This is a genomic window from Mesorhizobium sp. M4B.F.Ca.ET.017.02.2.1 (genome assembly GCF_003998955.1).
Classification (GTDB): domain Bacteria; phylum Pseudomonadota; class Alphaproteobacteria; order Rhizobiales; family Rhizobiaceae; genus Mesorhizobium; species Mesorhizobium abyssinicae.
The window spans coordinates 1-15,887 of record NZ_RZOF01000118.1; the positions used below are offsets into that span (position 1 = coordinate 1).

A 15,887-nucleotide genomic window follows, 5' to 3' on the forward strand; every position below is an offset into this window, starting at 1 on the left:
GGCCCACAGATCGCGGGCACTCCTGGAAGGACACAGCGCTTACCCTTAAAATATGGAGAACCATGGCTTTACGCCGTCGGCAGTTGAGCTGATCTCGCAATGCTATTTCCCCGGCAACGTCCGCGAGCTGGAGAACTGCGTGTAAAGAACAGCCACACTTGCGCGTTCTCCTCTGGAAGGAACCAATCTTTCGGAACGTGGCAATGGCATCGACGAGCTCTCACGGCCCAGCACGAAGCCGGTTAGGCGCATCGGCGCCCCTGAACACGAGATAGCCGGTTGCGATTCTAACGATACGGCCGGACCGGCGCTGGGACCGCGACGGACGGAGCGTGACCGGCTGATCGACACAATGGAGAAGGCCGGCTGGGTTCAGGCTAATGCGGCTCGAATTCTCCGCCTCACGCCGCGACAAGTCGGCTAGGCGATACGCCGGCATAGTCTCGAGGTGAAGGAAATTCTAAGAGCCTGATGAGCCAATCGTCAGGCCAGTGGTCTTGCGCGCCCTCTGCGCGACAAGGAGTGCTTTGTGCTTCTGAACGGATTTGGACTTGCACTGTCGCAAGCAGGACAAAATTGTGTCGCGCCGGCCTCACACAATCCGACATCGACCCAAATAGTGAACTGAAGCCGCTTTTTTAAGTTGGTATGGCTCTTGCACCTTGAACCGCGACGTTACCAGCAACGGAGCCGTTTGATGTCCTCACCGACAGTTTCGATTGAGGGGCCGACCAGCACGACATCCGAGGGTTTTCTGGCAGCCGCGAAATCCGGTGGCTGCGCACCGTCCTCCTACGGTTCGTCGCCGACCAGCCCGGGCGATGTGGATCCGGCTATTTGGGACAAGATCAAGGATCACCCCTGCTTTTCGGAGGAAGCGCATCACTATTTCGCGCGTATGCATGTGGCGGTCGCGCCGGCTTGCAATGTCCAGTGCAACTACTGCAATCGCAAATACGATTGCGCCAACGAGAGCCGGCCTGGTGTTGTGTCTGAGAAGCTGACGCCCGACCAAGCGCTACGCAAGGTCATCGCGGTTGCCAACGAAGTTCCGCAGCTTTCGGTTCTTGGCATCGCTGGGCCGGGGGATGCCTGTTACGACTGGGAGAAAACGAAGGCAACGTTCGACCGCGTCATCAGGGAAATCCCCGACATAAAGCTGTGCGTCTCCACCAACGGGCTCGTGCTGCCGGACCATGTAGCTGAGCTTGCCGAAATGAATGTTGATCACGTGACGATCACCATCAACATGGTCGACCCGGAAGTCGGCGCAAAGATCTATCCTTGGATTTTTTATGAAAATCGCCGCTACTTCGGCATCGAAGCCGCTCGAATCTTGCACGCGCGGCAGATGCTGGGCCTGGAGATGCTGAGCGCGCGCGGCATCCTCACCAAAATCAACTCGGTGATGATTCCTGGAGTGAACGACCAGCACCTGTTTGAGGTGAACAAAATGGTCAAGGAGCGGGGCGCGTTCCTGCACAACGTGATGCCTCTGATTTCGGACCCGGCGCACGGCACCCACTACGGACTCATCGGGCAGCGCGGCCCAACGGCAATGGAGATGATGGCTCTTCAGGATCGACTTGAAGGTGGCGCCAAGTTGATGCGCCACTGCCGGCAGTGCCGGGCAGATGCTGTCGGCCTGCTCGGTGAAGATCGTGGCCAGGAATTCACGCTGGATGGGATTCCCGACGATGTCACCTACGATGCTGGCAAGCGTCAGGCCTATCGGCAGGTGGTCGCACACGAGCGCCGTGATCATGAGGCGGCGAGGAGCGAGGCCATCGGTATGGTCAAGGCAACAGACTCCGAAAAGTCGCTTCTGGTTGCGGTGGCCACAAAGGGAGGTGGACGCGTCAACGAACACTTCGGCCACGCGAAGGAATTCCAGGTTTATGAAGTCTCGCCTAGAGGGATCAGCTTGGTCGGGCATCGGAAGGTCGAGCGGTATTGCCTCGGAGGCGGGGGCGAAGACGCCACCCTCGAGGGCGTCTTCGCTGCGCTGGAAGGCATACACATAGTGCTATGCGCCAAGATCGGAAATCGCCCGAAGGAACAACTCTCGCGAGCTGGACTGCGCGTAACCGACGCCTATGGCCATGACTACATCGAGACCGCAGTCAGCGCACTTTACGCGGCAGAGTTTGGGATCAGACCACTAGCGGCGACGGCCTGAGCGGTCTCGTCCGATAACCAGGAGTTAGAATGGCTTTCAAGATCATCGCATCCCAATGTACCCAATGCGGGGCCTGCGAGTTCGAATGTCCCTCGGAAGCGATCAAGTTCAAGGGCGACGCCTATGTGATCGATCCAATCAAGTGCACCGAATGCAAGGAGGCCTTCGATAAGCAGCAATGCGTGTCGGTCTGTCCGGTACCGAAAACCTGCGTTCCCGCTTGATTCCTACCGAAACGGTCGGGTTCGCCGCGCGAGGACGCCTGCAACCCGCGACCACACCAAAAGCCTCGAGAAAGGAATGGACAGCATGTGGTCCAGACGCGAACAGGAGGTCGAAATCGGCAGACCGCCACGGTTCATGCAGGGTGAGCGGGTCCGTGCAACACGCCACATAAAAAACGACGGCACCTATCCCGGCAAGGAGATCGGCGAAAACCTCGTGCGGAAGGGCGACGAAGGCTACGTGCGCGACATTGGAACCTTTCTCCAGCAATTCTTCATCTATGCGGTCGAATGGATCGATCGTGGCACGGTCGTCGGCATGCGAGCGCGCGAACTCATTAGCCTCGACAAAGTCGAGGTTCCCTGCGGAGCTGAAGGCATTTCCAACGGAGGAACAGCCGGATGAAAGTAATGATTCGCAGGACCGCTACTGGCTTGTCGGCTTATGTCCCCAAGAAGGATCTCGAAGAGCCGATCACCGAGATTGAGAACGCAGACTTATGGGGCGGGACCGTGACGCTCAGGAACGGTTGGCGGCTCATGCTGCCCGACCTTCCGCGCGATACGCGTTTGCCGATCACCGTCGAGGCGATGAAGATTTCCGACGGGGCCTGATGCCGGTGGGTTCAGTGGCGGAGAGGAAACGCGTATGAACACGATGCTGAGCTGGGACCATCTCGTCGTCGTCCGGGGCAGTTTTGCCAAAAAGCTGATTGACCTGCTGAAGGGCGCTCTCAAGGCCGATCGAGTGATCCCCTATCTCGGTCCTGGTCTTCTGCAGCTTAACACGCCGGAATCACCTGCACCTTGCACCCCTGAAGATGTCGCCGCGGCGCTCAACAAGCGGGCGCCTGCCCCTTCCAGGATTCGCACCAATATGTGGTCGGTCGCGCAGTTTATCGAGCAGCGCCGACATCGTCGGACTCTTCAAGCGTGGATGGCGGAGATATTCGCAGCCCCCGCCGAGCCGACCGTTCTTCACGCCTGGCTCGCAACCCTTCAACTGTCTGTCATCATCGACAGCTGGTACGATGGCGCCATGCGGGCAGCCCTTGCAGAGGCCGGCCAAACAGACGTTGTCGAGATACAAGGAACCACGCGAGCGACCGGAATTGGTAACATCTGGACGAGAACTTACGATTTGTCAGGAACAGAACTCGACGCCGAACAAGTGGCAAGGACGGTGCTCTATGCGCCGCACGGCAGCGTCAGGCCGGCCGCAAACTTCCTCGTGGCTGATTCCGATTACGTCGAAGTCCTAACCGAAATTGATATCCAGACGCCGATCCCGGACGTGGTGAAGCAACGGCGCGTCAACCGGGGCTTTTTCTTCGTTGGCTGTCGCTTCAACGATCAGATGCTGCGCACATATGCCAGACAGATGATGAAGCGCTCCACTGGCCCACATTTTGCGGTGATCGATTCGGCTACGCTGACCAGAAACGAACGTCGTTTCCTTGCCGAAGGCGCAATCACGGTCATCGACATGCCGATCGGCAACGCCGCGGCTCGCCTCGTCGGGGTCGATGCTAGCCAGGATTAATGGCCGGCGATTGCTGGTGAGTCGCTTGCCTCCAAGGGCGAAAACTCAGTTGGGAATACATCTGAGCAGTAATGCTACTGGCAGCACAACGGAGGCTCTGAATTCGTTGGGCCATGTGAAAGGGCCCGCTGCTGCGGGACGTGAGCACGTTGCGGCGGCATTACGCACATGATTTTGTGACACCCGTGGCAAAAGAACTGAAGCGCCCGAGCCGAACCGCGACAAGATATGCAGCGCTCAATGGCTTCGGCAGAAATTTGGCACAGTTTCGACAGTTCGCATGCACCTCCAGGGTCAAGGAGGTTGATTATGCCTGTTTATGTGGGTTGGCGACGCGAGCAGGAATTCCCACTACCTTTGCCCCGGCGGGAACATCGCGTGTGACCACGCTGCCAGCGCCTACGACCGCATTATCGCCAATCGTGACGCCAGGCAGAATGATTGCTCCACCGCCGATCCAGACACGGCTGCCAATGCGAACAGGACGCCCGACCTGCAGGCCGGCCTGTCGCTGCTCGGCATCATGTGGATGATCGGCGGTATAAATCTGCACGGCAGGCCCAATTGCCGTTCCTTGCCCGATTTTGACCTCTACCACGTCAAGAATAACGCAGTTGAAGTTGATGTAGGCATTGGCGCCAATGCGGATATTGAATCCGTAGTCGCAAAAAAAGGGCGGACGGATGACCGTTCCGCGCCCAACCTCTCCCAGCCGCTCGGACAAAAGCTCATGCCAATGCTCCGTGGTCTGCCCCAGCGTATCATTGTACCGCTTGAGCCAAGCCCCGGTGGCCAACAGGTCAGCTTGGATCTCCGGATCCGCCGCATTGTAAAACTCGCCTGCGAGCATCTTTTCTTTCTGGCTACGCATCATAGTCTCCCGTCAGGTCGTGTCCCGTGCAGTGATGCAGGAACGCACATCAAACTGCCTCGGCAACTTTGTAACTCGGTCTGCCGGGCGCGTGGTCAAGCCGGGGCGACAGTTTCGTCTCGACCAACTTCTGCGAATTTTGGAAATATCGCAGATCAACCGGTCGCAGGGCCAATACCTGACGAAGTCGGCAACTGTCCAGCGGTCGAACTCACTTTCATGCCCATCTCAACGGGTGCCATGAGCGCGGCGCAACGCGCTCGAACGCCGAAATACTTAATTCCCAAACACCCTCTAAGATTGAGAAAGTGCATCGTTTTGTACGAAACTAACAATCCCATTAGCTGAAGAGTTTGCAACACATCCGTGTCAGATCCCCATCAGCTTGAACGCCGCCTGGCTGACTTCAGTGTCGGGGTCTTTCAGATGCTCGGGTTCCTGGAAGTGGTTGGCGTTGAAGGCTATCGTTCGACTGGCCAATCTCCCCATGCCGCGCAGCGCTTCACCGAACACATCGGACTGGCGCTTGAACTCCGGACTGTCCTGGTCGGCTGACACGACGGCAATCGGGCAGGTGATCCGGTCGAGATGGCGCATCGGGCTGAATTCCGCCTCTTCCCCCCTCCGTCAGATGCAGGTAGCTGCTGCGCGAGGAAAGCATCACCGGATAGAGATCATACATGCCGCTCATCAGCAAGCCGCCCTTGAGGGCATCCGCCGGTAGGCTGCGCTCCGTCCAGTCGGTGATGAGGACGCAGGCCGCCAGATGCGCGCCGGAAGAATGACCCGCCACATACACCCGGTTCGGGTCGCCGCCGAAACTGGCGGCATTCTTCATCGTCCACTCCACCGCCCGCCTGCAATTCTCGACCATCTGTCGCAGCGTCAGCGTTTTCACACTGCCGAAGTCAGGCGCGGCATAGGCCGCCCCGCGCGAAACGAAGGTCGGGGCCGGATAGGATGCATCCTCGCGAGTGTTTCGGGTCCAGGCACCGCCATGGATGAAGACCAGGACCGGGGCGGCCTTGGCATCCCAGGCGCGAACACATCGATGAGATCTCTGGCATCTGGACCGTATTTTGCCGGACGCGGCGGCATCGCGCGCCGGACCTCGGCGCTGGCGATGCCATCGCCTTCCTCCAGTTCCGCCATCCGCGGCGCCCAGAATGACTGGTCATACGCCGTATCCAGTTGCTCCTGTGTGTAGTCGAGGAATACCGACGCGGCTAAGGACTTGCCGACCGCTACGGCAGACAGGGACACGCCCGCCATGAGAAACGTTCTGCGCATCATTACTCTTCTCTCCCTCAGGACAGCCGCGATGATTGTAAAGGTGGGCGCGATCAATGCGGGGACAAAGTACGACGTAATCCCGGATGAGACCCTCCTCAAGGTCAGTGTACGGACGTTCGACGAGAATGTTCGTGCAAAGGTGAAGAAGGCGATCGAGCGGATCGCTGCCGCGGAGTCGGAAGCGTCGGGCGCCACTCGCCCGCCCGAGATCACTCAGGCCGAGACCGCGCGCTTCTCGCGCGTGGGGATTATCTGACCAAAATGTCGAAAAGCCGTAGTGGAACAAAGGAAAGTGACAACCGAGATCATCAGCCAGCCAGCCCCCAATCTAAGCCCCGAGCAGCACCTTCAACCTGTCCAGCGCCGCCGTCAAACCCTTCAATGAAACCGACAAGGGCACATCCTTCTGGTCGAGACTCTTAACCGTGACCTTGAGCGTTGTGCCCGTGCGCAGCGACGCGGCTGCTTTCGCGTCGAAGCTGAGGGGCACGAAGCAGCCGGCGGGCAGGCAGGTCGAGAAGGGCAGCGGCTTGCCCGCTTGCCCATCGTCGACCTGAAGCGTCGCGCCGACGGCGAGTTGCAGGCCGAAGGGCAGGACGAGATTGCCCGCAATGCCGTCCTCCTGCCCCTTGCCCAATTCGACCGCAAGCAGGCGCCGTCCGTTCTGCTGCGACTGCTGATAGGTAGCCGCGCATACCAGCGTCGGCGTGGCCTGGCAGGAGAGATCCCAGTCCTCATAGGTCTCCTTCAGCGAGGAAGCACCGCCCGGCAGCCCGGCTTCCTGAGCTGCCAACGACGCGGAAAGCGCCATGAGGGTGGCCGCGGCCACCGCACAAATCCTGGACGAATCCGACATCAGCAAAGCTCCGTTGCCCCCTTGTCGTGGAGCGCCGCGCGTGCCTTCGAGGCGAGAATGGCGCTCTATCCGATTGAAACGACGCGTCGGCCCGAAAATCGATGCCGATCTTCGGGCCGACGTATCTGCAACAATTACCCGACCGCGATGCCGCAGGCAAGCGTTCCGCTCCGGCGTGTCGTAAGCACATGATTTGTCCGGATTAGGTAGCACAGGAGTTGTCCGGTTTCATCGCCAGCGAATGGAAGCTGGGGATGAAGCGGGCAGCGTGGCTCCAGGACGGAGAATACAGAAGTTTCGGGACGTATTGAGCCGTTGGACTGGCGGCGATCTCTCGATGATGGAGGCAGGCGAGTTGCTGGGCATGTCGGAGCGGCAATTTCGGCGTTATCGCGACCGTTACGAAGAGGCCGGGGAGGCTGGGTTGCTGGACCGGCGTTTGGGCAAGCTTTCGACGCGCCGGGTGCCAGTGGAGGCGATCGAGGAGATGCTGGAGCTTTATCGCCATCGCTACCTTGGCTGGAACGTGAAGCATTTCCACGAGCACCTGCTGCGCGATCACGATTTCAGCTGGGGCTACACCTTCATCAAGACGCAGCTTCACGCGGCGGGCCTGGTGGAACGGGCCAAGCGGCGCGGTGCTCACCGGCGCAAGCGGGAAAGGAAGCCGTGCGAAGGGATGATGCTACACCAGGACGGCAGCCGTCATCAGTGGCTGGCGAGTGGGCCGATGCTGGATCTGATCGTGACTATGGACGATGCGACGAGCACGATCTATTCGGCCTTTCTGATCGAGGAGGAAGGCACGGCGTCGAGCTTCCAGGGACTTCTGGAGACCTTTGTCGCCAAGGGATTGCCGTCAAGCCTCTACAGCGATCGTGGCAGACACTATTTCGTGACGCTCAAGGCGGGCGGGGCTGTCGACAAGATTCGCATGACCCAGGTCGGTCGGGCGCTCGAGCGGCTCGGCATCGAACATATTCCAGCCTATTCGCCTGGAGCCAGGGGCCGCTCCGAGCGGATGTTCTCAACCTTGCAGGACCGACTGCCGAGGGAACTGGCACTGGCCGGCATGGCTGATATCGAGGCCGCCAACCGCTTCGTCGCACAGACCTATCTGCCGGCTCACAATGCCCGCTTCGCCAGGCCCGCCGCGGTTGAAGACAGTGCCTTTGTCGCCGCCGACCCGCAGCAATTGGCCCAGATCCTGTGCATCGAGGAGGAGCGCGTCGTTGCTCGTGACAACACGGTCGCCTTCGCGCGGCTGCGATTGCAGCTCCCGCACAGTCCGATCCGGGATGATGATCGTTGTGGAGCTGCCGTGCACGACGATTTCGAACCATAGTTGGCGATGTAGAATTCTATTTTAATCGTATAGAACAATTGAGAAACGTCGCCAATCTGAACACCTCGCCTCGGATCATGGCGTTCGGACGATGACTGCCGTAAGATTCCACCCGTGTGGGGCAAGGCTGCTACCGGCCTGCGACGGAGGGGAACATGGCAATTGATACTCTTGATAAGGTGCCGCTGCTCTATCACTTCACCGACCGGAGGAACCTGCCGGTGATTAAAGAAATGGGAGGACTCTATCCACTCGCGCAGCTTGACCAGAAGAAGGTCAAGGTTCCGGCACCGGGCGGCAATGAATGGAGTCGTGACGCCGACGCGTTGAAGGGAATGGGCAACTACGTCCACCTTTGCTTTCGTAGCACCCATCCGATGGAGTACGTTGCCCGGCAGGATGGGAGGATTACGGACACGATCTTTCTGCAAATACACCCCTCGGTAATGCAGTTCACGGGTGTTCGTTTTACCAACGATGTCGCGAACAAAGCTGGCGTCGAATCGATTCCTATCGGAGAGGCTGAACCGCTAATCGATTTTGAGATACTTTACACCCGAACGGACTGGAAGGATTCGGCGATTAAGGCGCGTCTCACTCAGGCGGAGAAATACGAGGTGTTGGTTCCCCATGTCATTCTGCTGGGCTTAATAAGGAACATTTAGAATGGCTGAGAGACCAGTCTTTATCCCTGCAACCGAGGACGAAGGTTACGTCAGGCGATTGGATTTCGAAATTCCGTGGGCCGGTGGCTTCGCTGAGGTTCAGAAGAAGAAGAATATACGGTCGCTGCATGAGGCCGCCAAGAAAGCCGGATATGCGCCGCTGCTAGAAGTGTCTAGCAAGTCTGATGAAGTCGCCGGCCAGCATCTTAGCGCGTTTCACCTGCGCGTGAGGACCAGCATCGGCGAGATACCGCTGGAGAACGCCTTTCAGGGAAGTAAGGTATTCGAGCGTGGCGGGCCGTACACCGATCTGTACGAGGTTGAACCGCGCGATGCGAAGCGCGAGCCACGACTCCGCGAATCCGGCGCACTGGTGGGCTTCAAATTCGACGGCTTCGAGTTCCCGCTAGAACCCACGACCGTGTTCTACGATTGGCTTTATCTCAATGCCATCTTTCCTCACCGTGTATGGCTCAAAAATCGAGTGGACGGCGAAATGCGGTATGCCGGTTTCACTGACATAGAGTTCAACCCTACCAAGTCGGTCAATTGTCAGGCGAAAACGTGCGCTCTGTTCGTAGTGCTCATGAGGGAGAACAAGCTGGAGCGCTACCTAAAAACGCCCGAGGTTTTCATTGCCGCGATGGCTGCTCATTCGCTTCGGCCGACCGAGCATCAACCTCATTTGAAGCAGGCCAGACTTAGGGTCGGCTAGCAGGCAGTAGCGCAATTTATTCGCTAGAGCAGCAAGGTCACTGCCGAGACCGCACGCCGGGTAACCGGTATCAGTACACCTGTCTTCGGCGTGTCATGGTCGGACCCCAGCCCCTCAGAGACAGAAATCGTACGCCGCTTCCTCGTTTCTCGAAGATCGACGCGTCCTTTACAATCCCTTCGATAGCGGCGGAAGCCCATGAGTTGCCTGTCAGGATTGAGTGTAGCCGCGGGCTCTCATGCAATCCTTGACGAGATTGCCTTGTTCCATACCCTTGACGATACGATCCCCGACACCGTCCCCGATTGCATCTGTCATCGTTTTCGGGCGGCTATTCGTTCCGATCGTCGCCGTCGCCATTTCCGACTGATACTTGCATTCAGTGTAGTCCTGCTGGGCAGCACTGCGCGGCGTCTCGTCCTTCACCCAGTTGCCGCCGTCGGACGTACTGCACCCGGCAGCGAAAGAAAGGCACCCTGCCAAATCGCAATTAGAATTACTTTGTTCACGAAACACTCCTTCCGGAAAGCAAAAGCAGCAATGGCCGAAGGATGGTCGGCCATTGCAAGGCGATAAGATCTTTCAATAGAGATGGCTGTCAGTTCGCTGCTGGAATCGGGCATGACATATCGCCCTCCCTTGCGGCGATTAAAACCGAACACTGAGTTTGGCGTTGAAGCCATGCTCCTGCGCGTCCGAGGCAAGCTGACCTTTATAGGTAAGCCCGATGGTTGCCTTGTCGGTAAGGTTGACATCGATACCAGCTTCGAAGACGGCAGCGTTCTTTGCGATTGGCGTTCCCTCCACGGCGAAGGATGAGCCGCCTGTGAAGGCAAGCGCCGTTTCAGGCACCACATCGCCGAACGCATGACGCCAGCCGATACCGCCACGGGCGGTTGTATTGACGGAACCAAGCGGGAAAGCGGTCGAGGCGCGCAGCCCTATCGTGGTGAATGTCGTGTCGCTCGACCGGTCTTTTCCGGAAAGCGCAGCGGCACCGCCATGCTCTGTGAAGCCATCCGCGTTGAAGTTCACATAGGCTAGGTTCGCATAGGGCTCGAAAGATACGGAAGCTGTATCCAGTCGAGAGCCGAGTTCGCCGAAAGCCTGGAACGTGCCGGCATGGTAATCGGCCGAAAGGCTGTCGGAGAAGCCCGGAAACGCCACCGACCTGCCGGTCTCGATGCGGTTCCACGTATAGGCAAGGCCGGAACGGAAGCTGTGAGGGCCACGCTGCGTGCCAGCGTAGATCCCGAGGTGATAATTGTTGCCTGAGCCGGAGGAGGCGCGATCATCCACATGGATGGACGTATGGCTATAACCGGCAAGAAGCCCGAGCCGCCAGCTTTCGCCGATGGCCGCATCGCCGCCTGCAATAAAGCCTCCCGTCGAGCGGTCGAGGCGAGCAGCGTTGCCGTCTCCGTCCAAATGTCCCCAGGCGCCGAAACCGCTGCCCCAGACGGCGAAGTTTTCGCTGGTCGCGGGAGCCAGTTCCGGGCCTTCCGGTCCATATGCCATGACCGGCACGGTTGATGCGCCCACGCCTGCGAACGCTGCGCGAATGCGATCGCCGGCGGCGTCACGGACGAAATGGCTGTCTTCGACAAAGGCGCTGTGAACGGAAGCATGGATCTCGCCCGAAAGCTGATCGAATGCGTTGCGGGATCCCTGTCCCGTCAGGAAGAGGATGTTGTCGTGGATCGTGTTGCCGGAACCAAGGGCTTCCGCAGCCGCGCCCACGGATCGCTGATTGAAGGTATTGCCGACATCGGCAAAGGTGACAGAATTGCGATCGACGTCGAGATAGACGTTGGTCGGGTCATAAGCGAGTTCGAAATCGACGAAGGGCGAGTCTGTAAAGAGGCCTCCTGTCAGCCCGCCGTAGGTCCCGATCACGCCGCCAGCGGCGGTCAGAAGCGTGTAGCGGGTATCGACTGAGAAATGCCCGGCACCTTCACGCACCAGGTTGACGCTCGCTCCCTTGTTGATGGCGGCACTGCCGGCAACGTCGATGAGATCTGAAGCCTTGCTCGGTGCGATACCCGCCAAATAGGTCGACCCGGCCTGCTGCACGAAGTCACCGTTGACGGTGAGCACTGCAACCCCCTTGCTTGGATCGAGCACGCTGCCAGGAGCGACGGTGCCGCCTGCGCCAACCGTAAGAGAGCCGACTGCACCGATACCCGTAAGGGTACCAGTAGCCGAGACGCCTACCTTCGAAACAATGCGGCCATCGACGGCGAGTATGCCTCCAAGCACCTTGGTCGGCCCGCTGTAGCTGTTTTCGCCGGACAGGATCAGCGCTCCTTCGCCGCGCTTCGTCAGGTCTCCGGCGCCCGAGATTGAATTCGACCAGATCGAGGAGTAGCCTTTGGTGTCGACGTCGAAGACGCCGGCGTAGCGGAACTCGCCCGGACCCTCGATCGCAACGCCGAGATTGAGCAGACCCTGGCCGAAGACTTGTTCATCCTCGAACCCTTTGGTGGTCGTCGTTGTCAGGAGGGTTTCAATGGTCTGGCGGGCGTTCATGTAAGGGAATGCCGACCGGATCACTGCCGCCGCGCCAGCAACATGCGGCGTTGCCATGGAAGTACCTTCCTCGTACTTATACGGGTTGTTCTTGTTCGCCCGATCCCCTTGTGGCCAGGTAGAATAAATGCCGTTCTCATCAATCGGATTATCGGGATCGGCATTAATATCGCCACCCGGAGCCGCGAGGCACCACTCTGCTGTGGCTCCGCATCTATTGCTATAGCTGGCAATCTTGCCATCCTTGCCGACAGCAACGACTGTTATCAGCGAGCCTGCCAGATCCGAGAAGTCGAGCTTCGAGACATCAGACCCGCTCACTATCTTGTATGTATTTGGGTTATTGAAATCGAAACCTTTGTTTGTTTGATCGTTTGTGTCGATGAACTTATAAAGATTTCCATCTTTGGTATTTTCTGGCGTTATTAACGGCAACGTGCCGATGCCGCTGGGAATCGCCGAAGCAGCGCCGGGTTGGTCGTCGGTACTGGCATCATTACCGGCGGCGAAGACGAGCACGATGTCCGCCTTAGCCGCCTTCTTCAACGTATTGTAGGTATCGACGAGATTGCTCGGATCATCATAGATGGCCTGATAGTCGAGAATCTCATAGTTTTTATTATCGATGGCATATCCCTTGCCATCGAGTTTCAGTTGGCCGTTCTCGTCCTTGAGATACCGCCCCAGCAACAGGCCTGGCCCGTAGCTCCCATTGAGCACGCCAGCTCCCGCACCAATCGCGTATTCGATCGCTTCATTGGTCGGGTCCATCTCGGGATCATCTGGGTCGCCGATATCCACTGCTCGAAGGGGCAATACTGTCGATTCATAGGCCACGCCCTGCATGCCCGTGCCGTCGCGCGCGGCGCCGATTATCCCCGCCACATGGGTCCCGTGTCCGTCAGGCACACCGTCTTTGTCGACAGAATGGCTGACGTCAGCCAAGCGTTTATCCGTCCCGAAGTTGTGCAGCGCCTTCGAAATGCGCGCCACGAATTCGGGATGGTTGATATCCAGTCCTGTATCCACAATCGCAACGACGACGCCCTTGCCCGTATAGCCTTTAAGGTAGGCGGGCAGGGCGTTGATCATACTCAGGCCCCAATTTCTGGAATATTCGGCATCTGCCACCGGCGCAGGCGACGCGACTGATTCCTGGGCCAAGGACAGATTTGGTGCGAAGAGCGCCGTTGTTGCTAAAAACAATTTGATCGTTCTGAAGCGCGTTGGCATGCTTAATCCCTATTCCCAAAACTACTTATTTCTTTCAGATCAGATTGGCGCGATATCGAGCGGCAAGCGATCAGCTTATGTATCGACCAGGTCCCGCCAGCGGAGATCTGCGCGTCGCCTCTACGCATGCTGGCGTGTCACCAATGATACATCGATTATTTCTGGATTTCAGGCACGTCGGATTGGATTTGCCCTTGCGGTGTAGAGCGAAGTTACTAGCCATAGGATTCCTCCTTCTTAGTTTTGTCAGCCGCAGAGCCCCAGTACGACTGGTGGTAGAAAGCACACGGCCGGAATCTTGGCAGCGCTGTTCACACCCACGTTCGTAAGGTGGCCGATGGGCTCGGCGCCAGAGCACCAATGCTTGACCTGCTCCAGCTCTTGCTCGGCGGGTTGTTTCAGAGACGCTTGATCTCGATGCCGTGTTTTCTCAGCACGTAGCCGATCTGGCGCGGGGTCAAACCGAGCAGGCGCGCCGCCTTTGCCTGCACCCAGCCACACTTTTCCATGGCGGCAATGACCGTATCGGCATCGGGCACCCTACCACGAGTCGTGGCAGGGCCTATCGGCGCTTGCCCGTCGCCGACGGGCGGGGCGGCACGGGCGGCGGAAGGCTCGATCGTAGTCGAGTTCTCTGACGTCGGCGGTCCGTTCTTCCACAGCGCCGCGGCCAAGCACTCACCCACGCAACAGGCAAAGTCAGTTCTGAGGATTGATGGACCCGTCGCCAGAACTGCCGTCCGTTGAACGCAGTTTTCGAGCTCTCGGATGTTGCCTGGAAATTCGCAATTCATTAGCACCTCAATCGCTTCGGGAGCGAAGGTCAGCGTGTGATCATTCTCAGTATTGAAATTCTTGAGAAACTGAGCGGCCAAGAGCGGAATATCACCTCGCCTTTCGCGCAATGCCGGCACGCGTAAAGTGACGACGCTGATGCGGTAATAGAGGTCTTGCCGGAACTCCTTGCGTTGAACTGCCTTTTCCAAGTCCCTGTTGGTTGCGGCAATCACGCGAACATCGACTTTAATGGTGTGGTTGCTGCCGACACGCTCAAACTCCTGCTCCTGCAGGACACGCAGCAGCTTAGCCTGGAACGAGCCCGATATTTCGCCAATCTCGTCCAGAAACAATGTGCCTTTGTCGGCAGCCTCAAAGCGCCCCTTGCGCAAATTGATCGCGTCGGTGAAGGAACCCTTCTCATGACCGAACAAGTCAGATTCCAGAAGCGTCTCGGTGAGCGCCGCGCAATTGACCTTGATGAAGGGCTGCTTGGCGCGAGGCGAGAGTTCGTGAATGGCTTTGGCAACCAGCTCCTTGCCGGTTCCGGATTCACCTCGCAACATGACCGTAGTCTTCGCCTTGGCCACCTTGACAAGGTGCTCACGCAGCTTGCGCAGCGCCAGACTATCGCCAAGCATCTCCTTGCTGATCTTTTTACGCTCCATTTGGCAGCCCATCCCACTCCGCCACCCGCCGGTGGAACTGCACTTGACGGTGAGCTGTGTTGTTTTTCGTCATTATCATTCTCGATCTCACCTTTGTGCCTCGAAATTTCCGGCGCGCGGACGCCCTCGGCAAATGGCAATGGCGCCTGAGCATCGTTGTCTTTCACCAGGACGAGCGTCTTCTCCTCCGTGCGGGCGCCCGCAATATGCGCGCTTGTTTGCGCAGGCCTTTACTCGACCGGTCGCCGTTCTGTCCGGCTTCTGCCGCACCGCAGCCTGCAAACCCATCCTTGACAAGAAAGGAGGGGAGTCAATCGAGCTCTCCTTGCATTCGTGCAAGGAAAATTGTCAGTTTGATAGAATTCTATCAAAACGGCAGAAACGCTCCGCCCCCAATTTGGCTGTACCTGCGGCGTTCAGCGTACGTGACGACATGTGCGGACTTGTCCCAATTGCCATCCGAGTTGTGCGGGAAACAGTAGCCGCTGCGCTGTTCGCTTCAACCGCGTGATGCCGCTGACAGTAGAGGCGGCGGCTCGTCGAGCGAGGCTTCATTGTTCGGCTACTAAAGCGGCTGTGCTTTGGTGGGAGTTGGTTTCGCCCAAGTTCTGGGCCTGAGGGCGTCGGCCCGTTTCGCCGCACAGGCTCCTTCCACATCGTCGAGCCGAGAAAGAGGGGCCACACAGCTCCCCCTGTTTCACAATGCCCCGCCCCTCAGCAGCTAGATACGACAGGTGACCTCAAATGATGCGTCTTGCATGGCTTCTACACCTGCCTGAATGCCAGAACTGCGTTCGTACCGCCCATGGCGAAGGCGTTGCTCATGGCGACGCGCACCTTGCGCTCGCGCGGCACATTGGGTGTGATGTCGAGGTCGCAAGCGGGATCTGGCTCGCGATAGTTGGCGGTCGGCGGCACGACGTCCTCTTGGATTGCCATCACGCAGGCGATCATTTCAAGCGCGCTCGCTGCGCCGAGGCAATGCGCGT

The 15,887-nt window shown here is 58.5% G+C and carries 16 protein-coding genes and 2 pseudogenes; 10 read left to right on the forward strand and 8 right to left on the reverse strand.

All coding sequences use genetic code 11. The features are described from left to right. The first annotated feature begins 310 nt into the window (after positions 1-310). From EN738_RS36920 to EN738_RS16150, 6 genes are all read left to right on the forward strand, one after another. The gene (locus tag EN738_RS36920) at positions 311-424 is read left to right on the forward strand and encodes a helix-turn-helix domain-containing protein (protein ID WP_329608782.1); all 114 of its coding nucleotides are present in this window, start codon (positions 311-313) and stop codon (positions 422-424) included. Positions 425-697: 273 nt separating this feature from the next. Then, positions 698-2,179 (forward strand): nitrogenase cofactor biosynthesis protein NifB, encoded by a 1,482-nt coding sequence (gene nifB / locus EN738_RS16130; protein ID WP_091599529.1) that lies wholly within the window; start codon positions 698-700, stop codon positions 2,177-2,179. A gap of 29 nt (positions 2,180-2,208) precedes the next feature. Beyond that, positions 2,209-2,403, forward strand: coding sequence for a 4Fe-4S dicluster domain-containing protein (locus EN738_RS16135; RefSeq protein WP_091599532.1), 195 nt, complete (start codon positions 2,209-2,211; stop codon positions 2,401-2,403). A gap of 85 nt (positions 2,404-2,488) precedes the next feature. Then, entirely contained in the window at positions 2,489-2,809 is a 321-nt protein-coding gene (locus tag EN738_RS16140) for a nitrogen fixation protein NifZ (RefSeq protein ID WP_029356589.1), read from the forward strand. Beyond that, on the forward strand, positions 2,806-3,018 hold the full coding sequence (gene nifT, locus EN738_RS16145) for a putative nitrogen fixation protein NifT (protein WP_024505230.1): 213 nt from the start codon (positions 2,806-2,808) through the stop codon (positions 3,016-3,018). Before EN738_RS16140 ends, nifT begins: the two co-directional genes overlap by 4 nt. Positions 3,019-3,052: 34 nt before the next feature. After that, on the forward strand, positions 3,053-3,946 hold the full coding sequence (locus EN738_RS16150) for an SIR2 family protein (protein WP_091599535.1): 894 nt from the start codon (positions 3,053-3,055) through the stop codon (positions 3,944-3,946). Positions 3,947-4,253: 307 nt separating this feature from the next. Here the strand turns inward: EN738_RS16150 and EN738_RS16155 are convergent, their stop codons facing one another. Both EN738_RS16155 and EN738_RS16160 read right to left on the reverse strand, forming a co-directional pair. Continuing rightward, positions 4,254-4,820, reverse strand: coding sequence for a sugar O-acetyltransferase (locus tag EN738_RS16155; RefSeq protein WP_091599538.1), 567 nt, complete (start codon positions 4,818-4,820; stop codon positions 4,254-4,256). A gap of 366 nt (positions 4,821-5,186) precedes the next feature. Beyond that, the gene (locus EN738_RS16160) at positions 5,187-5,414 is read right to left on the reverse strand and encodes a hypothetical protein (RefSeq protein WP_126057642.1); all 228 of its coding nucleotides are present in this window, start codon (positions 5,412-5,414) and stop codon (positions 5,187-5,189) included. Positions 5,415-6,087: 673 nt separating this feature from the next. On the opposite strand from EN738_RS16160, the gene EN738_RS16170 reads away from it, so the two are divergent. Beyond that, positions 6,088-6,366, forward strand: a complete 279-nt coding sequence (locus EN738_RS16170) for a peptidase dimerization domain-containing protein (RefSeq protein ID WP_091599544.1) — start codon at positions 6,088-6,090, stop codon at positions 6,364-6,366. A 72-nt stretch (positions 6,367-6,438) separates the two neighbouring features. Here the strand turns inward: EN738_RS16170 and EN738_RS16175 are convergent, their stop codons facing one another. Further along, positions 6,439-6,966, reverse strand: a complete 528-nt coding sequence (locus tag EN738_RS16175; RefSeq protein WP_091599547.1) for an invasion associated locus B family protein — start codon at positions 6,964-6,966, stop codon at positions 6,439-6,441. A gap of 241 nt (positions 6,967-7,207) precedes the next feature. On the opposite strand from EN738_RS16175, the gene EN738_RS16180 reads away from it, so the two are divergent. The 3 genes from EN738_RS16180 to EN738_RS16190 all read left to right on the forward strand — a co-directional run bounded on the left by EN738_RS16180 (position 7,208) and on the right by EN738_RS16190 (position 9,691). Beyond that, entirely contained in the window at positions 7,208-8,311 is a 1,104-nt protein-coding gene (locus EN738_RS16180) for an ISNCY family transposase (RefSeq protein ID WP_126057641.1), read from the forward strand. A gap of 155 nt (positions 8,312-8,466) precedes the next feature. Beyond that, on the forward strand, positions 8,467-8,976 hold the full coding sequence (locus tag EN738_RS16185) for a DarT ssDNA thymidine ADP-ribosyltransferase family protein (protein WP_126057640.1): 510 nt from the start codon (positions 8,467-8,469) through the stop codon (positions 8,974-8,976). A gap of 1 nt (position 8,977) precedes the next feature. Next, positions 8,978-9,691, forward strand: coding sequence for a hypothetical protein (locus EN738_RS16190; RefSeq protein ID WP_091599555.1), 714 nt, complete (start codon positions 8,978-8,980; stop codon positions 9,689-9,691). Between the two features lie 210 nt (positions 9,692-9,901). Here the strand turns inward: EN738_RS16190 and EN738_RS16195 are convergent, their stop codons facing one another. The 5 genes and pseudogenes from EN738_RS16195 to EN738_RS16215 form a co-directional block, all read right to left on the reverse strand. Then, complete coding sequence (locus EN738_RS16195) at positions 9,902-10,117, reverse strand: hypothetical protein (protein ID WP_126057639.1); 216 nt, start codon at positions 10,115-10,117, stop codon at positions 9,902-9,904. Further along, a complete protein-coding gene (locus tag EN738_RS16200) occupies positions 10,114-10,314 on the reverse strand; it encodes a hypothetical protein (protein WP_126057638.1) in 201 nt (66 codons plus the stop codon). Before EN738_RS16200 ends, EN738_RS16195 begins: the two co-directional genes overlap by 4 nt. 25 nt (positions 10,315-10,339) lie before the next feature. Next, positions 10,340-13,453, reverse strand: a complete 3,114-nt coding sequence (locus EN738_RS16205; protein WP_091599561.1) for an autotransporter serine protease — start codon at positions 13,451-13,453, stop codon at positions 10,340-10,342. Between the two features lie 398 nt (positions 13,454-13,851). Continuing rightward, positions 13,852-14,895, reverse strand: a pseudogene (gene nifA / locus EN738_RS16210) (nif-specific transcriptional activator NifA); the annotation flags it as partial. Positions 14,896-15,663: 768 nt separating this feature from the next. Beyond that, positions 15,664-15,887: pseudogene (locus tag EN738_RS16215) on the reverse strand (beta-ACP synthase); the annotation flags it as partial.

What these genes read in the sequence shown, in the direction of transcription:
- nifB (WP_091599529.1), top strand. Translation starts at nt 698, where the DNA reads ATGTCCTCACCGACAGTTTCGATTGAGGGGCCGACCAGCACGACATCC.
- EN738_RS16135 (WP_091599532.1), top strand. Translation starts at nt 2,209, where the DNA reads ATGGCTTTCAAGATCATCGCATCCCAATGTACCCAATGCGGGGCCTGC.
- EN738_RS16140 (WP_029356589.1), top strand. Translation starts at nt 2,489, where the DNA reads ATGTGGTCCAGACGCGAACAGGAGGTCGAAATCGGCAGACCGCCACGG.
- nifT (WP_024505230.1), top strand. Translation starts at nt 2,806, where the DNA reads ATGAAAGTAATGATTCGCAGGACCGCTACTGGCTTGTCGGCTTATGTC.
- EN738_RS16150 (WP_091599535.1), top strand. Translation starts at nt 3,053, where the DNA reads ATGAACACGATGCTGAGCTGGGACCATCTCGTCGTCGTCCGGGGCAGT.
- EN738_RS16155 (WP_091599538.1), bottom strand. Translation starts at nt 4,820, where the DNA reads ATGATGCGTAGCCAGAAAGAAAAGATGCTCGCAGGCGAGTTTTACAAT.
- EN738_RS16160 (WP_126057642.1), bottom strand. Translation starts at nt 5,414, where the DNA reads ATGCGCCATCTCGACCGGATCACCTGCCCGATTGCCGTCGTGTCAGCC.
- EN738_RS16170 (WP_091599544.1), top strand. Translation starts at nt 6,088, where the DNA reads ATGAGAAACGTTCTGCGCATCATTACTCTTCTCTCCCTCAGGACAGCC.
- EN738_RS16175 (WP_091599547.1), bottom strand. Translation starts at nt 6,966, where the DNA reads ATGTCGGATTCGTCCAGGATTTGTGCGGTGGCCGCGGCCACCCTCATG.
- EN738_RS16180 (WP_126057641.1), top strand. Translation starts at nt 7,208, where the DNA reads ATGGAAGCTGGGGATGAAGCGGGCAGCGTGGCTCCAGGACGGAGAATA.
- EN738_RS16185 (WP_126057640.1), top strand. Translation starts at nt 8,467, where the DNA reads ATGGCAATTGATACTCTTGATAAGGTGCCGCTGCTCTATCACTTCACC.
- EN738_RS16190 (WP_091599555.1), top strand. Translation starts at nt 8,978, where the DNA reads ATGGCTGAGAGACCAGTCTTTATCCCTGCAACCGAGGACGAAGGTTAC.
- EN738_RS16200 (WP_126057638.1), bottom strand. Translation starts at nt 10,314, where the DNA reads ATGCCCGATTCCAGCAGCGAACTGACAGCCATCTCTATTGAAAGATCT.
- EN738_RS16205 (WP_091599561.1), bottom strand. Translation starts at nt 13,453, where the DNA reads ATGCCAACGCGCTTCAGAACGATCAAATTGTTTTTAGCAACAACGGCG.